15 protein-coding genes and 1 tRNA gene are annotated in these 13,861 nt (G+C 61.2%); 7 read left to right on the forward strand and 9 right to left on the reverse strand.

The genetic code is table 11. The features are described 5' to 3' along the window. The first annotated feature begins 2 nt into the window (after positions 1-2). Both JV18_RS0102845 and JV18_RS0102850 read left to right on the forward strand, forming a co-directional pair. Entirely contained in the window at positions 3-2,336 is a 2,334-nt protein-coding gene (locus tag JV18_RS0102845; RefSeq protein ID WP_052071689.1) for a UvrD-helicase domain-containing protein, read from the forward strand. A 92-nt stretch (positions 2,337-2,428) separates the two neighbouring features. Next, positions 2,429-3,592 (forward strand): acyl-CoA dehydrogenase family protein, encoded by a 1,164-nt coding sequence (locus JV18_RS0102850; RefSeq protein ID WP_033073333.1) that lies wholly within the window; start codon positions 2,429-2,431, stop codon positions 3,590-3,592. A gap of 18 nt (positions 3,593-3,610) precedes the next feature. Here the strand turns inward: JV18_RS0102850 and JV18_RS0102855 are convergent. Continuing rightward, positions 3,611-3,703 (reverse strand) — tRNA-Ser (locus JV18_RS0102855). Positions 3,704-3,936: 233 nt separating this feature from the next. Here JV18_RS0102855 and JV18_RS0102860 point away from each other — a divergent pair. After that, on the forward strand, positions 3,937-4,701 hold the full coding sequence (locus tag JV18_RS0102860) for a DUF1134 domain-containing protein (RefSeq protein ID WP_235302825.1): 765 nt from the start codon (positions 3,937-3,939) through the stop codon (positions 4,699-4,701). A gap of 23 nt (positions 4,702-4,724) precedes the next feature. Here the strand turns inward: JV18_RS0102860 and JV18_RS0102865 are convergent, their stop codons facing one another. The 4 genes from JV18_RS0102865 to petA are packed head-to-tail and all read right to left on the reverse strand — an operon-like array spanning position 4,725 to position 7,999. Further along, positions 4,725-5,279: an adenine phosphoribosyltransferase gene (locus JV18_RS0102865; RefSeq protein WP_033073335.1), complete on the reverse strand. Its 555-nt coding sequence runs from the start codon at positions 5,277-5,279 to the stop codon at positions 4,725-4,727. Positions 5,280-5,305: 26 nt separating this feature from the next. Then, complete coding sequence (locus JV18_RS0102870) at positions 5,306-6,115, reverse strand: cytochrome c1 (protein ID WP_033073336.1); 810 nt, start codon at positions 6,113-6,115, stop codon at positions 5,306-5,308. A gap of 31 nt (positions 6,116-6,146) precedes the next feature. Continuing rightward, positions 6,147-7,427 (reverse strand): cytochrome b, encoded by a 1,281-nt coding sequence (locus JV18_RS0102875; protein ID WP_033073337.1) that lies wholly within the window; start codon positions 7,425-7,427, stop codon positions 6,147-6,149. A gap of 14 nt (positions 7,428-7,441) precedes the next feature. Then, a complete protein-coding gene (petA, locus tag JV18_RS0102880) occupies positions 7,442-7,999 on the reverse strand; it encodes a ubiquinol-cytochrome c reductase iron-sulfur subunit (RefSeq protein WP_033073338.1) in 558 nt (185 codons plus the stop codon). A 224-nt stretch (positions 8,000-8,223) separates the two neighbouring features. Here petA and JV18_RS0102885 point away from each other — a divergent pair, with 224 nt between their 5' ends. Both JV18_RS0102885 and hemF read left to right on the forward strand, forming a co-directional pair. Beyond that, positions 8,224-8,682 (forward strand): tRNA (cytidine(34)-2'-O)-methyltransferase, encoded by a 459-nt coding sequence (locus tag JV18_RS0102885; RefSeq protein WP_033073339.1) that lies wholly within the window; start codon positions 8,224-8,226, stop codon positions 8,680-8,682. Continuing rightward, positions 8,679-9,539: an oxygen-dependent coproporphyrinogen oxidase gene (gene hemF, locus JV18_RS0102890; RefSeq protein WP_033073340.1), complete on the forward strand. Its 861-nt coding sequence runs from the start codon at positions 8,679-8,681 to the stop codon at positions 9,537-9,539. The genes JV18_RS0102885 and hemF overlap by 4 nt, the downstream gene beginning before the upstream one ends. Positions 9,540-9,717: 178 nt before the next feature. Here the strand turns inward: hemF and JV18_RS0102895 are convergent, their stop codons facing one another. Then, positions 9,718-10,464, reverse strand: coding sequence for a glycerophosphoryl diester phosphodiesterase membrane domain-containing protein (locus JV18_RS0102895; RefSeq protein WP_033073341.1), 747 nt, complete (start codon positions 10,462-10,464; stop codon positions 9,718-9,720). Positions 10,465-10,617: 153 nt separating this feature from the next. On the opposite strand from JV18_RS0102895, the gene lipB reads away from it, so the two are divergent. Together lipB and JV18_RS0102905 are read left to right on the forward strand one after the other, a co-directional pair. Continuing rightward, positions 10,618-11,271 (forward strand): lipoyl(octanoyl) transferase LipB, encoded by a 654-nt coding sequence (gene lipB / locus JV18_RS0102900; protein ID WP_033073342.1) that lies wholly within the window; start codon positions 10,618-10,620, stop codon positions 11,269-11,271. Positions 11,272-11,280: 9 nt separating this feature from the next. Beyond that, positions 11,281-11,598 (forward strand): hypothetical protein, encoded by a 318-nt coding sequence (locus tag JV18_RS0102905; RefSeq protein WP_081944658.1) that lies wholly within the window; start codon positions 11,281-11,283, stop codon positions 11,596-11,598. A 154-nt stretch (positions 11,599-11,752) separates the two neighbouring features. Here the strand turns inward: JV18_RS0102905 and queE are convergent, their stop codons facing one another. From queE to JV18_RS0102920, 3 genes are all read right to left on the reverse strand, one after another. Continuing rightward, on the reverse strand, positions 11,753-12,382 hold the full coding sequence (queE, locus tag JV18_RS0102910; protein ID WP_033073343.1) for a 7-carboxy-7-deazaguanine synthase: 630 nt from the start codon (positions 12,380-12,382) through the stop codon (positions 11,753-11,755). 4 nt (positions 12,383-12,386) lie between these two features. Then, positions 12,387-13,112, reverse strand: coding sequence for a 7-cyano-7-deazaguanine synthase QueC (queC, locus tag JV18_RS0102915; protein ID WP_033073344.1), 726 nt, complete (start codon positions 13,110-13,112; stop codon positions 12,387-12,389). A gap of 254 nt (positions 13,113-13,366) precedes the next feature. Next, on the reverse strand, positions 13,367-13,786 hold the full coding sequence (locus JV18_RS0102920; RefSeq protein ID WP_033073345.1) for a DUF3617 domain-containing protein: 420 nt from the start codon (positions 13,784-13,786) through the stop codon (positions 13,367-13,369). Positions 13,787-13,861: the final 75 nt, after the last annotated feature.

Consider the following 13,861-nt stretch of genomic DNA (forward strand, 5'->3'; position numbering starts at 1 on the left):
TCATGTTCCCTAATCGTTCGCGCGTGAACAGCATTCCCCCCTCTCCTCTCGACCTGCCACCGCCCGACCCGTCGGACCCGCCCTATATCCTGGGACTGAACGGCCCGCAGCGACAAGCGGTGCTGACGACCGAAGGGCCGGTGCTGATGCTTGCGGGGGCTGGCACGGGCAAGACGGCGGCACTCACGGCACGGCTGGCGCATATCATCGCGACGCGGCGGGCCTGGCCGTCAGAGATATTGGCGGTCACCTTCACCAATAAGGCCGCGCGCGAAATGCGCGAACGGATCGGACGGATGATCGGCGATGCGGTGGAAGGCATGCCCTGGCTGGGCACGTTTCACAGCATCTGCGCGAAAATGCTACGCCGGCATGCCGAGTTGGTGGGCTTGCAGAGCAATTTCACCATCCTCGACACCGATGACCAGCTGCGCGTGCTCAAACAGCTCATCCAGGCCGAGGGGCTTGATGAAAAGCGCTGGCCCGCGCGGCAGTTGGCGGGGCTGATCGACAAGTGGAAAAATCGCGGCCTCACGCCGCCCGACCTCGATGAAGCCGACAAGCAGGCCTATGCCGATGGCAAGGGGCAGCATTTTTACGCGCTGTATCAGGCGCGGCTGAAGACGCTCAATGCTTGCGATTTCGGCGACCTGCTCCTCCACATGCTGGTGATCCTCAAAAAGCATCGCGACGTGCTCGAGCAATATCAACAGCGTTTCAAATATATATTGGTCGACGAATATCAGGACACCAATGCGAGCCAATATCTGTGGCTGCGCCTGCTCGCCCAGGAGCGCAAGAATATCTGCTGCGTCGGCGATGACGACCAGTCCATCTATTCCTGGCGCGGCGCCGAAGTCGCCAATATTTTGCGGTTTGAAAAGGATTTTCCTGGCGCGACGGTGATCCGCTTGGAACAGAATTATCGCTCGACGCCGCAGATACTGGCCGCCGCATCGGCGCTGATCGCGCAAAATTCGGACCGTTTGGGCAAGACCTTGTGGACCGAGCTTGATGCGGGCGACAAGCTGCGGGTGGTCGGCGTCTGGGACGGCCCCGAGGAGGCACGGCGCATCGGCGAGGATCTGGAAGCGTTGCAGCATCGCCAGATCAGCCTCGGCCGCGCCGCCATTCTGGTGCGCGCCCAGTTTCAGACGCGCGAGTTCGAGGATCGCTTTATCGCCATCGGAATGCCCTATCGCATCATCGGGGGTTTCCGCTTTTACGAACGCGCCGAAATTCGCGACGCGCTCGCTTATTTGCGCCTCATCCATTCGCCCGCCGACGATCTGGCGTTTGAACGCATTGTCAATGTTCCCAAACGCGGACTGGGGGACAAGGCCTTGTCGCGTATTCACCAGTTCGCGCGGATCGAGCGCAGCGCCCTGTTTCATGCTGCGGCGCGCATCGTCGAGACCGACGAGCTCACCCCGCAGGCCCGGCGCCAGCTCGTCCATTTCGTGGGATTGGTTCGGGGCTGGCAGGCCAAGGCCAATGAGCTTTCGCACTCCGAGCTTACGCAGCTCATCCTTGATGAATCGGGCTATACCGCCATGCTGCAGACAGACCGTAGCGCCGAAGCGGCGGGGCGACTCGAAAACCTCTCCGAACTGGTGCGCGCGATGGAGGAATATGAGTCGCTGGAGGCTTTTCTGGAGCATGTCAGCCTCGTCATGGACCGCGACAATGAGGATCAGAGCGAAGCCGTGACCATCATAACCATCCACGCCGCCAAGGGGCTGGAATTTGATCATGTCTTCCTCGCCGGATGGGAGGATGGCGTCTTTCCCTCACAGCGCGCGCTCGACGAGGGCGGCCTCGCTAGCCTGGAGGAAGAACGCCGCCTCGCCTATGTCGCCATCACCCGCGCGCGCCAGCGGGCGAGCATTTATCATGCGGCCAACCGCCGCATTTACGGTCAGTGGACCAGCAGCATTCCCAGCCGCTTTATCGCCGAAATTCCGCCCGAACATGTGGCGAGCGAGAACAGCTTTGGGGGCGGCCAGAGCCTGTGGCGCGCCAATTGGTCGGCGCAGGGCGACCCCTTTGCCCATGTCGCAAAGAATAATCCCGCCCGCACCATGACGCGCGGTCCCGCCTGGCAGCGCGCGGTGGCGCAAAGCTCCACCATCACCCGCGCACCCGCGCCCTCCGAAGGCGCGCCTGCCGCTTCTGTCGGCGCCAAGCCCCGGGCCGACCTGACCATCGGCATGCGCGTCTTCCACGAAAAATTCGGCTATGGCGAAATCATCGCCATTGACGGCAACAAGCTTGATGTCGAATTTGAGCAGGCGGGCAGCAAAAAAGTGCTCGACGGTTTCATCCACGCCGCCTGAAACTGCCTTCGCTTCCCCATCCCCTGTTTCGGGCTGGCCCCGCCCCGAACACATTGCTATTCGCAACTCAAATTTTTGGGGAGAATGTTGCGATGACCAAATCGGGAATGGACGCCGACGTCTATAACGCCTTCATCGAGCAGCTCGACCGCTATGTGCGCGAGCGGCTGATTCCGGCGGAGGATCAGCTCGAAGAGCTGGGCCGGGTACCCGACGATATTTTGGCCGAAATGCGCGACATGGGCCTGTTCGGCGTAACCATGCCCGAAGAATATGGCGGTGCCGGCATGAATATCAGCCAATATATCGGCTTCATCAAATCGCTTGCCTATGCGGCGCCCGCCTATCGCTCGATCGTGTCGATCAATATCGGCATGGTGTGCAAATCCATTCTCGCCTTCGGAACCGAACGGCAAAAGCAGCAATGGCTGCCCAAGCTCGCTTCAGGGGCCATCGCCGCCTTTGGCCTCACCGAACCCGATAGCGGGTCCGACAGCGCCGCGATGAAGACGCGGGCGGTGCGCGACGGCAATGGCTATGTGCTCAATGGCACCAAACGCTATATCACCAACGCGCCTTTCGCCGACATGATCCTGGTGATGGCGCGCACCAATGCGGAAGCCTTGCCCAAAAACGCGCATGTCAGCGCCTTCCTCGTCCCTCGTGACGTCGCTGGCGTGTCGATCGGCAAGCCCGATGGCAAGATGGGTCAGGCAGGATCGCAGATTGCCGATGTGATCCTGGACAATGTCCACGTCGATGGCGACGCCCTGTTGGGGGGCGAGGAAGGCATCGGTTTTCGCGCCGCGATGCAGAGCCTCGACAATGGTCGCCTGTCGGTCGCAGCGGCTAGCGTTGGCTATGCGAAAAGAATGCTCGACGCCGGACTGCAATATGCCATAGAGCGCAAGGCCTTTGGCGAGCCCATCGCCAATTTCCAGCTCATTCAGGCGATGCTCGCCGACAGCAAGGCCGAAATCTACGCCGCCGACTGCATGCTCGCCGACGCCTGCGCCCGCGCCGATCGCGGCGAGAAAATCATCGTCGAGGCGGCCGCGACCAAAATGTTCGCCAGCGAAATGTGCGGCCGCGTTGCCGACCGCATGGTCCAGATTCACGGCGGGGCGGGATATCTCAAGGAATATCAGGCCGAACGCTTCTATCGCGACTGCCGCATCTATCGCATTTACGAAGGCACGACGCAGATCCAGCAACTGGTCATCGCGAAAAATATGATCCGCGATTACGCTGGCTGATGGGGGCATGGGGATAGGTGGCGGAGACGGAGGGATTCGAACCCTCGGTACCGGATTTACCAGTACGACGGTTTAGCAAACCGTTGGTTTCAGCCACTCACCCACGTCTCCGCATGGCCTGCCGCGCTAACGACAGTCTGGCCTAGGCGGGCGCTATAGCCAGAGGTGCGGCGGGCTGCAATGTCTAACATCATCATTTTTTGGCATTAGACTTCGCCGATGCGGATTCGGTCCGACGCAAAATCGACTCGGGTCATCGCCGGTTCATTGCCGGAAAGGCAAAGCGAGTCATGATTAACCTTATTCAGCGGCGCGCTGCGCCGTTTTGGACCGCGGGGGACGATATGCGACGTCAATTCACCAATCTCGCCATTGCCATTGGCGCTGCGATTGCGATGTCGCTTTCGCCTGCGGCGCAAGCGCAGATGACAAGCATCGATCCCAATACAGCGATTGATGCCGATCTCGACAATCCCCCACCTCCGCCCCCCGCCGATTATAATAGTCCCAGCGACATCGACAGCGATCTCGCCACCGGCGACGAGCAATATGGCGCGCCTGCCAATCCTTCGGCAACAGCGCCGGCGACGGGATCGCCCTCGACGGCGACGACGGTCGATCCTGCCGAAACCTATAAGCAGGATGATCTAATCGGTGCTGCCGAAGGCGTGTTCGGCAAGGGCGCCCAGGGTCTCGCGGGGCTGATTGAAGATATTCTGAAGAAGCAGGGCGAGCCCAACGCGTATATCGTCGGGCGCGAAGCCGGCGGCGCGCTCGGCATCGGGCTGCGCTATGGATCGGGCACGCTTTATCACAAGATTGAGGGCGAACAGCCTGCCTATTGGACGGGGCCGTCCATTGGTTTTGATGCGGGGGCCAATGCGGGCAATACTTTCGTTCTGGTTTACAATCTGTTCGACACCGAAGATTTGTACAAGCGCTTTCCTGCCGGGGAAGGCGCCGCCTATCTGCTCGGCGGGTTCAACGCGAGCTATTTGCGCCGCGGTGATGTTGTGCTGATCCCGATCCGCGTCGGGGTCGGGGCCCGGCTGGGGGCAAATATCGGCTATATGAAGTTCCGCAAGAAGCAGAGCTGGGTGCCCTTCTGAGGCCCCCCGCCAGTCGCTGCTCCCTAGTCGCCCTCGAAGGCGATGAGCGTTTCGCAGCACAGCCCGGCATCGGCGAGGCGTTTTGATCCGCCGAGGTCGGGCAGGTCGATCACGAAAAGTGCCGCCGCCACGTCCGCGCCGACATTTTGCATCAGCTTTGCCGTGGCCAATATGGTGCCGCCGGTTGCCAGCAGATCATCGACAAGCAGCACGCGCTGTCCCGCGGCCACGGCGCCATCGTGCAGCTCCAGCCGGTCGGCGCCATATTCCAGCTCATAATCGACGCCGATGGTCACGCCGGGAAGCTTGCCCGCTTTGCGGACCGGGACAAGGCCGACCCCCATGGCGGTCGCCATGGCCGCGCCGAACAGGAAGCCGCGCGCTTCCACCGCCACGATCAGATCGGGATCATAGGCGGACGCACGATGCGACAAACGCCGCACGGCTTCGGAAAAGCCGGCGGCGTGGCCGATCAATGTGGTGATATCGCGAAACTGGATCCCCGGCTTGGGAAAGTCGGGGATTGTTCGGACCAGCGACGCAAGATCGAGATCCGGTTGAGGCGGAAGGGCGATCATCGGGGCAATCGCCCTTCCCTCTTTGCTCAATGTTCCTTGTTCGCCCAGATGTTGCGATAGGACAGGAAAGCGAGGATCGTGAAAATCAGCAGATAGGCCATGACAGCCCAACCGACCTGCACGCGCTTCACCAGCTTGGGCTCAGCAGTCCAGACGAGGAATGCCGTCACATCCTTTGACATCTGATCGACGGTGGCTTTGGTGCCGTCGGCATAAGTGACCTGATTGTCATTCAACGGCTTCGCCATCGCAAGGTTCAGGTTCGGGAAATAGGGATTGTAGTGAAGCCCCGGCCCCGGCTGCAGTTCCTTCGGAAGGTTGGCAGGCGGATTCTGATAGCCCGTCAGCAACGAATAAACATAATCCTTGCCGCCTTCGCGCGCCTTGGTGATCAGCGAAAGATCCGGCGGAATGGCATTGTTGTTGGCAGCACGTGCGGCAACCTCATTGGCATAGGGTGCCGGGAAATGATCCGAGGGCAAGCCATCGCGTGTCGCGGGTTCACCCGTGTCCGGGTTTATCGACGGAACCTGAAAGCTCTTTGCAAAAGCCTTCACCTGGCCTTCGGTATAGCCGAGATCCTGAATGTTGCGGAACGCGACCAGATCGAGGCTGTGACAGGCCGAGCAGACTTCCTTGTACACCTGCATCCCGCGCTGAAGCTGCGCGAGATCCCAGTGCGGAAACACGCCGTCGCTGGACAGTTTCAGATGCTTGGGGTGCTTGACGAAACTATAGGCGACATTGGGCTCATTCTTGAGCGGCGTCGTGAAGATCGCGAGCACCAGCGCGGTGATGAACCCGAGGCCAACGAGAAATCCGAGCGGACGAACCATGGCTGTATCAGCTCCTATAAATGTCCGGCGCTCAGGCCGTTGCCGCCGACGTTTCGTCGGCCTTTTTTGCAAGGACAGCTTCGGTGATCGAATTCGGCATCGGCAGCGGACGTTCGATCCGCGAAACGATGGGCAGAATGATCAGGAAGTGAGCGAAATAATAGATGGCGCCGATCTGGCTGAGAATCACCCAGGGCTGCTCGGCAGGCATCTTGCCGCAAATGCCGAGCAGAATGACGTCGGCCACCAGCACCCAGAAGAATTTCTTGTACAGCGGGCGATAGGTCGACGATTTGACCGGCGAGCTATCGAGCCAGGGCAGGAAGAAGAGGAGCGCGATCGACGCGAACATCGCGATGACGCCCCACAGCTTTGCGTCGATCCACAGGAAGTTGAAGGTGAAGGCCTTCAGGATCGCGTAAAAGGGCAGGAAATACCATTCGGGAACGATATGCGCCGGCGTCGACAGGGCGTTGGCGGGAATATAATTGTCCGCATGGCCCAGCATGTTCGGCGAGAAGAAGGTCAGCCCCGCAAACACAAGCAGGAAGACGCCGAGGCCGAAACCATCCTTGGCGGTGTAATAGGGGTGGAAGGGCACAGTATCCTGTTCGTCCTTCACCTCGATACCCGTCGGATTGTTCGAACCGGGAATATGCAGCGCCCAGATGTGCAGGATCACCACGCCCAGGATCACGAAGGGCAGCAGATAGTGCAGCGAGAAAAAGCGGTTCAGCGTTGCATTGTCGGGAACGAACCCGCCCAGCAGCCACTGGCGCACCGGTTCGCCTACCAGCGGGATGGCCGAGAAGAATCCGGTGATCACCTGCGCGCCCCAGAAGCTCATCTGACCCCAGGGAAGCACATAGCCCATGAAGGCGGTCGCCATCATCAACAGGAAGATCACGACCCCCAGCAGCCACACCATTTCGCGCGGCGCCTTGTACGAACCATAATAAAGGCCGCGGAAGATGTGCAGATAGACGACGATGAAAAACATGCTGGCGCCGTTCATATGCGCGTAGCGGATGAACCAGCCGGCATTGACGTCGCGCATCACATGCTCGACCGAATTGAAGGCAACGCCGACATTGGCCGAATAATGCATCGCCAGCACGATGCCGGTGATGATCTGGATCGCCAGCGCGGCACCGGCAAGGACACCAAAATTCCAGAAATAGTTGAGGTTGCGCGGAACGGGATAACCGGCGCCGATCGCATTATAGACAAGACGCGGCAGGGGCAGCTTCTCGTCGAGCCACTTCATCAGCGGCTGCTGCGGCTCATAGTTCTTGGCCCAGGGAAAGCTCATCTTATTCTCGCTCCTCAGCCGATCGTCACGACAGTGTCGCTGGTGAATTCATAGGGCGGCACAACCAGATTGGTCGGCGCGGGCCCCTTGCGGATGCGGGCGGCGGTGTCATAGTGCGACCCGTGGCACGGGCAGAAATAACCGCCATAATCGCCGCGATTCTCGCCTTCAGCGGCGCCCAGCGGCACACAGCCGAGGTGGGTGCACACACCCAGGGTGATAAGCCAGTTTTCCTTGCCCGCCTTGGTGCGCTCGGCCAGGGTTTCGGCGTCGCGCAGATCGCTCATCGGCACAGCATTGGCTGCGGCAATTTCCTGCGGCGTGAGGTTGCGGACGAACACCGGCTGCTTGCGCCAGCTCGTCTTGATGGCCTGACCCGACTGGATCGCGGAAATATCGATCTCCGTCGAGGAAAGCGCCAGCACGTCGGCCGACGGGTTCATCTGGTTGACCAGCGGCAGAACCACCGCGCCGGCACCGACCCCGGCAAAGCTGACCGCGGCAATATTGATGAAATCACGGCGTCGGACGCCGTCCTCCATATTGGTGCTGACTTCGGTTTCACTGGCCATGCGATCGCCCTTACCCTGGGTAAACAAAGGTTTTTCCCGAGATGTGGGTCGCCCTCTCCGCACGCATAGCATGGCGCATATCCCGACGGCCCCTCCGGGAATTTGGGGCCTGATAGCCGCACACACCATCCTTGCCAACAGGCAATTTCCCCTTTGGGCGCCCGCCATCGCCCCCCGGCCATTAACGCTCGATTTCAGAACGCTACGGCGATAAGGCGCCGCGCATGGAGATTGCCCTGTTTCAACCCGATATCGCGGGCAATGTCGGCACGACGCTTCGCACCGCGGCCTGCTTTGGCGTTCCCGCGCATATTATCGAGCCATGCGGCTTTCCCTTTTCGCCGCAGGCGTTGCGGCGCGCGGGGATGGACTATGCCGCGCAAGCCGCGCTGGAGCGCCATGGCGACTGGGAAAGCTTTGCCGCGAAACAGGCGCAGGCGGGAAAGCGGATTATCCTTTTGACGACGGCGGGCGCTACCCCCCTTCCCGCCTTTGCCTTCGAAACGCGCGATATCCTGTTGTTCGGTTCCGAATCGTCAGGGGTGCCGCCGCACGTGCATGAGGCGGTCAATGCGCGCGTTGCGATTCCTATGCGCGCGGGATTTCGCTCCTTGAATGTCGCGGTCGCCGCTGGCATCGCGCTGGCGGAAGCATTGAGGCAGACGAAAGGCTTTGCGGCATGAAACCCCTCGACCCCCAGCAGCAAGCAGCGCGCAGCTGGTTCGAAACGCTGCGCGACCGGATTTGCGCCGAATTTGAAGCGGTGGAGGCGGAAGCCGGGAGCGACGCGCGTTTCGAATATATCCCCTGGGACCGTGAAGCCGACGGGCTGGCGCCCGGCGAGGGCGGCGGCGGCGTGCGCGGGGTGATGAAGGGCAAGGTCTTTGAAAAGGTCGGCGTCAACGTCTCGACGGTGGGGGGCGAATTTGCGCCCGATTTCGCCAAGTCGATCCATGGCGCGGGGGATGACCCCAGCTTTTTCGCGACGGGGATCAGTCTGGTTGCGCATATGGCGAATCCGCATGTTCCCGCCGTGCATATGAACACGCGTTTTCTGGTCACGACCAAGCGGTGGTTCGGCGGCGGCGCCGATCTGAACCCACCCATCCCCTATCAGGAGGATAGCGACGCCTTTCATGCGCGGCTGCGCGCCGCGTGCGCGCCCTTTGGGCCCGATGTCTATGATCGCTATGCCAAATGGGCGGAGGATTATTTTTATATCCCGCATCGCGGCGTGCATCGCGGCGTGGGGGGCATATTTTACGACCATCTGGAATGCGGCGACGATGCCGAATTCGACCGCAATTTCGAGTTCACGCGCGGGGTTGGCGAGGCTTTCCTCGACATTTTCCCCAAAATCGTTCGCAAGCGTATGGACCATCCAGCCAGCGAGGCCGAGCGTGAGGCGCTGCTTGTGTGGCGGGGGCGTTATGCCGAGTTTAATCTGGTCTATGATCGCGGAACGCTGTTCGGCCTGAAAACCGGCGGAAATATCGACGCAATCCTGATGAGCCTGCCGCCGCTCGCGAAATGGGATTGAGGGCGCGGATGTTTGCGAAAGTGCCGCGCGGCATGGGGTGAGCGGACCAGCCTTTGCAGGCTCTCGCTTCGCCTCATCCCTCGACAGCTAGGCTATAATTTCCAATAAAAACAAGTAGTTGAAAGAAGAAGGGGGCGATCGGTTCGCGGAAGCTTCCGCTGACCGCCCCTTGCTCATCCTAGTCAAGGATTTGCGATGATCCTTGCACCGCCAATTGCCGATAGGCGGCGGCAGAAATCGCGAGCGATACGAGGCTGCCCACCGCACCGATGGCCGCCTCGAAAAAGCCGGTTATCATCTGCCCTGCACCCGGCGCCGTGCCGACAATGACGCCCATGAGCCCAATGACCAAAAGGGCGATGATGAAAATCACCACGGCGACGAGGAAGATAAAGAAGAATACGCGCCAGCCATTGCCCTGCGTCAACGCCCAGCTCGTGCGAATGGCCTCGACCGGATTGCGAAGCGAGCGATCCGCGAGCGCGGGAAGCGCCACGGCAAGGCGCCCGGTAAGATAAAGAGCGGGAATGATCAGCAGCAAGGCGCCGAAGCCGATAGCGACCCCGCTAAGCAGTTGCACCAGGAAGACTACGGGGAAGAAGGCCAGGCCGAACCGCAAGGCTTCGCCCACGCTGATTCCCGTCCGCGAAAGCCAGAGGCGCAGGATCGCCACGCTGCCGACCATTGCAAGCAGCCCCCCGATGATCTGATACGGCAGAGCGATCGAGACATTCTGCTGCATCACCGCCCATGTCTGTTCAAAGCTGGCGCCAGCGGGCGGTTCCACCCCCACAGGCCCGAACCAGGCGATGCACAAGGCAGGCAGGAAGAAAAAGACGGCCGCGACCGTGCCGGTCAAGGCGCTGTGCGACTTGAGCAAAGCCACGCTGTCTTCCCACGCCGCGCCCATGTCAAAATTAGCCATTTTTACCCCGTCGCTTTTAAAATGGTGGAGAATGAACGGTGGCGACCTTATCCTCCCCTGTCCAGTCCCGAAAGGCGGCGCACGCCATTTCCTGCCGCATCCTCGCTCTGCCCCCTTGCCTCGCCGCGACGAGGGAGGCAGGAAGCCGCGGTGATGAAATCGAAAACCGCCCCTGAATGGACTGTCAGCCCCGGCCTGACCGATTATGCCGCCGCGCTCGCGGATATGGAAAACCGCGCGGCCGCGATCCAGCGCGGCGATGCGAGCGAGCGCATCTGGCTGCTCGAGCATCCGCCGCTGTATACCGCAGGAACGAGCGCTGATCCCGCCGAACTGCTCGATCCGCATTTCCCGGTTTATGAGGCGGGGCGCGGCGGGCGCTATACCTATCATGGGCCGGGGCAGCGGATCGGCTATGTCCAGCTAAACCTCGCGCAGCGCGGGCGCGACGTGCGCGCCTATGTCTGCGCGCTCGAAGGTTGGGTGATCGACGCGCTGGCGGTGCTTGGCGTGGAAGCGCGGCGGGCCGAGGGGCGCATCGGGATATGGACCGACGCCCCCGACGGGCGCGAAGCCAAGATCGGCGCGATTGGCGTGCGGGTCCGCCGCTGGGTCACGCTTCACGGTTTCTCGCTCAATATTGCGCCCGACATGGCGCATTTCGGTGGCATCGTGCCGTGCGGCATCGCCGAATTTCCGGTCACCAGCCTTCGCGAGCTGGGACATGCAGCGGGCTTTGCCGAGGTGGATGCGGCGCTGGCCGCGACCCTTCCCGCCTTTCTCGACAAGTTGCCGGCAAAAGATTAGGAGAAGGCCATGATGCTTATGCCTCGCGCACCGCGCGCCCTCACCCTGACGCTTTGCCTTGCGCTCGCAGCCTGCGGCGGAAAAGAGAGCGAGGAGACGAACAGCACGCGGCTGGATGCGGTCGAAGTCGAACCCGGTACGATCAGCGATTCGATGATCATCCTCGACAATGTTGCCGAAGACGGCACCCCGGCGGAACCGGGAGAAGGCGTCGATGGCGAGACCAGCGACAGTAAGGACGGCGCCAAGGCGAAGGCTGACGAGAGCAATGACGCGGCTGACGATTCGAGCGATAGCGCAGCGGAAGAGGATGCGAGCACGGAGTAAGAATTGAGCCACCGCCTTTGGGGTGGGGCCTTCTGTTCTTCTCCATTCTGCGCCGCATGCGTAATCGGGGTTCGTCCGGAAGCGCGTCGATCTGTCGCATGCCCTGAGACGGATAGAGCTGGAGACTGGCGCCGGTTGAACGGCTCCCCGACCGCTATCGCAGGCTCAGGATCTTGTGCGTTTGCAGCGACAGCGTCCAGCGCGGGTCGTTCAGCACGAAATCGACGCAGGCCTGAATATTATCCGCCGACCGGGCGTCGTCGAGCGGCTGGATCAGGCGGTGGGTGAAGTCGAGCGTCGCGAGGCGGTCAGGGTCGCTACCCGGCTGGGGCCAGACGAGCTTTAATTCGTCGCCGCGCGTCTGGACCAGCTCGCTTCCTGCCTTGGGACTGACGCAGATCCAGTCAATCGTCGGTTCAACCGGCAAAGTGCCATTGGTTTCAATGGCGATGGTGAAACCCTGTTCATGCAGCGCTGCGACAAGCGCGGCATCGACCTGAAGCATCGGCTCGCCGCCCGTAAGCACGACATAGCGGTCCGCTTCGCCCGCGCCCCAGCATTCGGCGATGGTGGATGCGAGCGTCGCCGCATCATATTTGCCGCCCAGCGTGCCATCGGTGCCGACAAAATCGGTATCGCAAAATTGGCAGATCGCCTTTGCCCGATCCGCCTCGCGCCCCGTCCACAAATTGCATCCGGCAAAGCGGCAGAACACTGCGCGGCGCCCAGCCTGCATCCCTTCGCCTTGAAGGGTGAGGAAAATTTCCTTTACCGAATAGACCATCGCGTCATGCCTGAACCGCGTAGCGGGTCGGATCGGCCAACCCCGCGTCGGCGAAGCCCTTGCTGCGAAGGCGGCAACTGTCGCAAAGTCCGCAATGCAGCCCCTCCGGAGTCGGGTCATAGCAAGACCAGCTCATCCCAGCATCCATGCCGAGGCGCGCGCTTTCGGCCGCAATATCGGCCTTGCTCATATATTGCAGCGGGGCGTGAATGCGAAAGGCAACGCCCTTGTCGCCATCGCGCGTTGCAAGCGCGGCGAGATTTTCAAAGCCTGCGATAAATTCGGGGCGGCAATCGGGATAGCCCGAATAGTCGAGCGCGTTGACGCCGATGACGATATCGGCCGCCTGCCGCGCCTCTGCGAGGCCCAGGGTCAGCGACAGGAAAATCAGGTTGCGCGCGGGCACATAGGTGATGGGGACATCGGCCGCGGTTCCTTGCCCGGCAGGAGGCGCCGCCGCGCCCACCCCATCCTTGGGAACATCAATATCGGCAGTGAGCGCCGATCCGCCAAAGCGCGTCAGATCAAGGGGAAGGACGATATGCTCCGCCGCACCCACCGCCTTTGCCACGCGCGTGGCCGCTTCCAGTTCGACGCGGTGGCGCTGGTTATAATCAACGGTCAGCGCGATGATGTGTGCGCCTGCTTCCTCTGCCAGACCCGCGCAAACCATCGAATCCAGCCCCCCGGAGAGGAGGACGATAACCGGTTTTCCTTTGATTCCTTGCATAGGCGCCCGATACGCTGCCGCCCCCTTGCGCGCAAGAGTGGGCCTGTGTGGCCCCGCAAGGCCGCCTGCTATTCAAGAAAAGGGCCGCGAGGCGGATGCCGGGCGGCCCAAGGGCGGCAAGGGGCCGCTAGGGAGAAGAGCACACCGAAGTGCACGAACCCGTGTTAAGCCTATAAGATTAACAACAAGTGTTTGCTCATTGAAGCAACCGCCTCTTTTTATTCCGGTTTCGAAAAGAAAAGAGGGGACTGGCCCTAGCAGCTTCCTATTCGACGACCTTCCAGTGATTGCGAAAAAGGCTGCCCTTTCACAATTCCCTGCGTGGAAATTTGCACCACGCGACTGGTTTCCGCCCGGATCGAGGTGCGTCCCTGCCCGGTTCCGGTGCAGCTATAGCTGATGGTGACTTGATCAGGTTGATCCGAAATCACAAATTGCGAGCAACTCTGGCCGGGATGCTGGACTTGCACCAAATGTCGGCGCGCTTCACCAAGGCAAACGCTTCGCACGACCTGCTTTGCGCCGGCGCGGTCGCGCTCGCTCAATTCCCACCGGCCCTTTTCCAGCCGATCGAACATGGCAAGCGACGGCGCCTGTGCGGGAGCAGACACGCTGAGTCCGGCAAAAGCACCCATAAGCGCAGCGCCACGTAAAAAAGAATAGTTGTTCGTCATCCTGCCAATTCCATTGTCGCAAGCTGCGACCATCAACCCTATAGATAGGGTCGCAGCAGGCCGACTTCAACTATT

Origin of the sequence: Sphingopyxis sp. MWB1 (assembly GCF_000763945.1) — a bacterium.
Lineage (GTDB): Bacteria > Pseudomonadota > Alphaproteobacteria > Sphingomonadales > Sphingomonadaceae > Sphingopyxis.

What these genes read in the sequence shown, in the direction of transcription:
- JV18_RS0102845 (WP_052071689.1), top strand. Translation starts at nt 3, where the DNA reads ATGTTCCCTAATCGTTCGCGCGTGAACAGCATTCCCCCCTCTCCTCTC.
- JV18_RS0102850 (WP_033073333.1), top strand. Translation starts at nt 2,429, where the DNA reads ATGACCAAATCGGGAATGGACGCCGACGTCTATAACGCCTTCATCGAG.
- JV18_RS0102860 (WP_235302825.1), top strand. Translation starts at nt 3,937, where the DNA reads ATGCGACGTCAATTCACCAATCTCGCCATTGCCATTGGCGCTGCGATT.
- JV18_RS0102865 (WP_033073335.1), bottom strand. Translation starts at nt 5,279, where the DNA reads ATGATCGCCCTTCCGCCTCAACCGGATCTCGATCTTGCGTCGCTGGTC.
- JV18_RS0102870 (WP_033073336.1), bottom strand. Translation starts at nt 6,115, where the DNA reads ATGGTTCGTCCGCTCGGATTTCTCGTTGGCCTCGGGTTCATCACCGCG.
- JV18_RS0102875 (WP_033073337.1), bottom strand. Translation starts at nt 7,427, where the DNA reads ATGAGCTTTCCCTGGGCCAAGAACTATGAGCCGCAGCAGCCGCTGATG.
- petA (WP_033073338.1), bottom strand. Translation starts at nt 7,999, where the DNA reads ATGGCCAGTGAAACCGAAGTCAGCACCAATATGGAGGACGGCGTCCGA.
- JV18_RS0102885 (WP_033073339.1), top strand. Translation starts at nt 8,224, where the DNA reads ATGGAGATTGCCCTGTTTCAACCCGATATCGCGGGCAATGTCGGCACG.
- hemF (WP_033073340.1), top strand. Translation starts at nt 8,679, where the DNA reads ATGAAACCCCTCGACCCCCAGCAGCAAGCAGCGCGCAGCTGGTTCGAA.
- JV18_RS0102895 (WP_033073341.1), bottom strand. Translation starts at nt 10,464, where the DNA reads ATGGCTAATTTTGACATGGGCGCGGCGTGGGAAGACAGCGTGGCTTTG.
- lipB (WP_033073342.1), top strand. Translation starts at nt 10,618, where the DNA reads ATGAAATCGAAAACCGCCCCTGAATGGACTGTCAGCCCCGGCCTGACC.
- JV18_RS0102905 (WP_081944658.1), top strand. Translation starts at nt 11,281, where the DNA reads ATGATGCTTATGCCTCGCGCACCGCGCGCCCTCACCCTGACGCTTTGC.
- queE (WP_033073343.1), bottom strand. Translation starts at nt 12,382, where the DNA reads ATGGTCTATTCGGTAAAGGAAATTTTCCTCACCCTTCAAGGCGAAGGG.
- queC (WP_033073344.1), bottom strand. Translation starts at nt 13,112, where the DNA reads ATGCAAGGAATCAAAGGAAAACCGGTTATCGTCCTCCTCTCCGGGGGG.
- JV18_RS0102920 (WP_033073345.1), bottom strand. Translation starts at nt 13,786, where the DNA reads ATGACGAACAACTATTCTTTTTTACGTGGCGCTGCGCTTATGGGTGCT.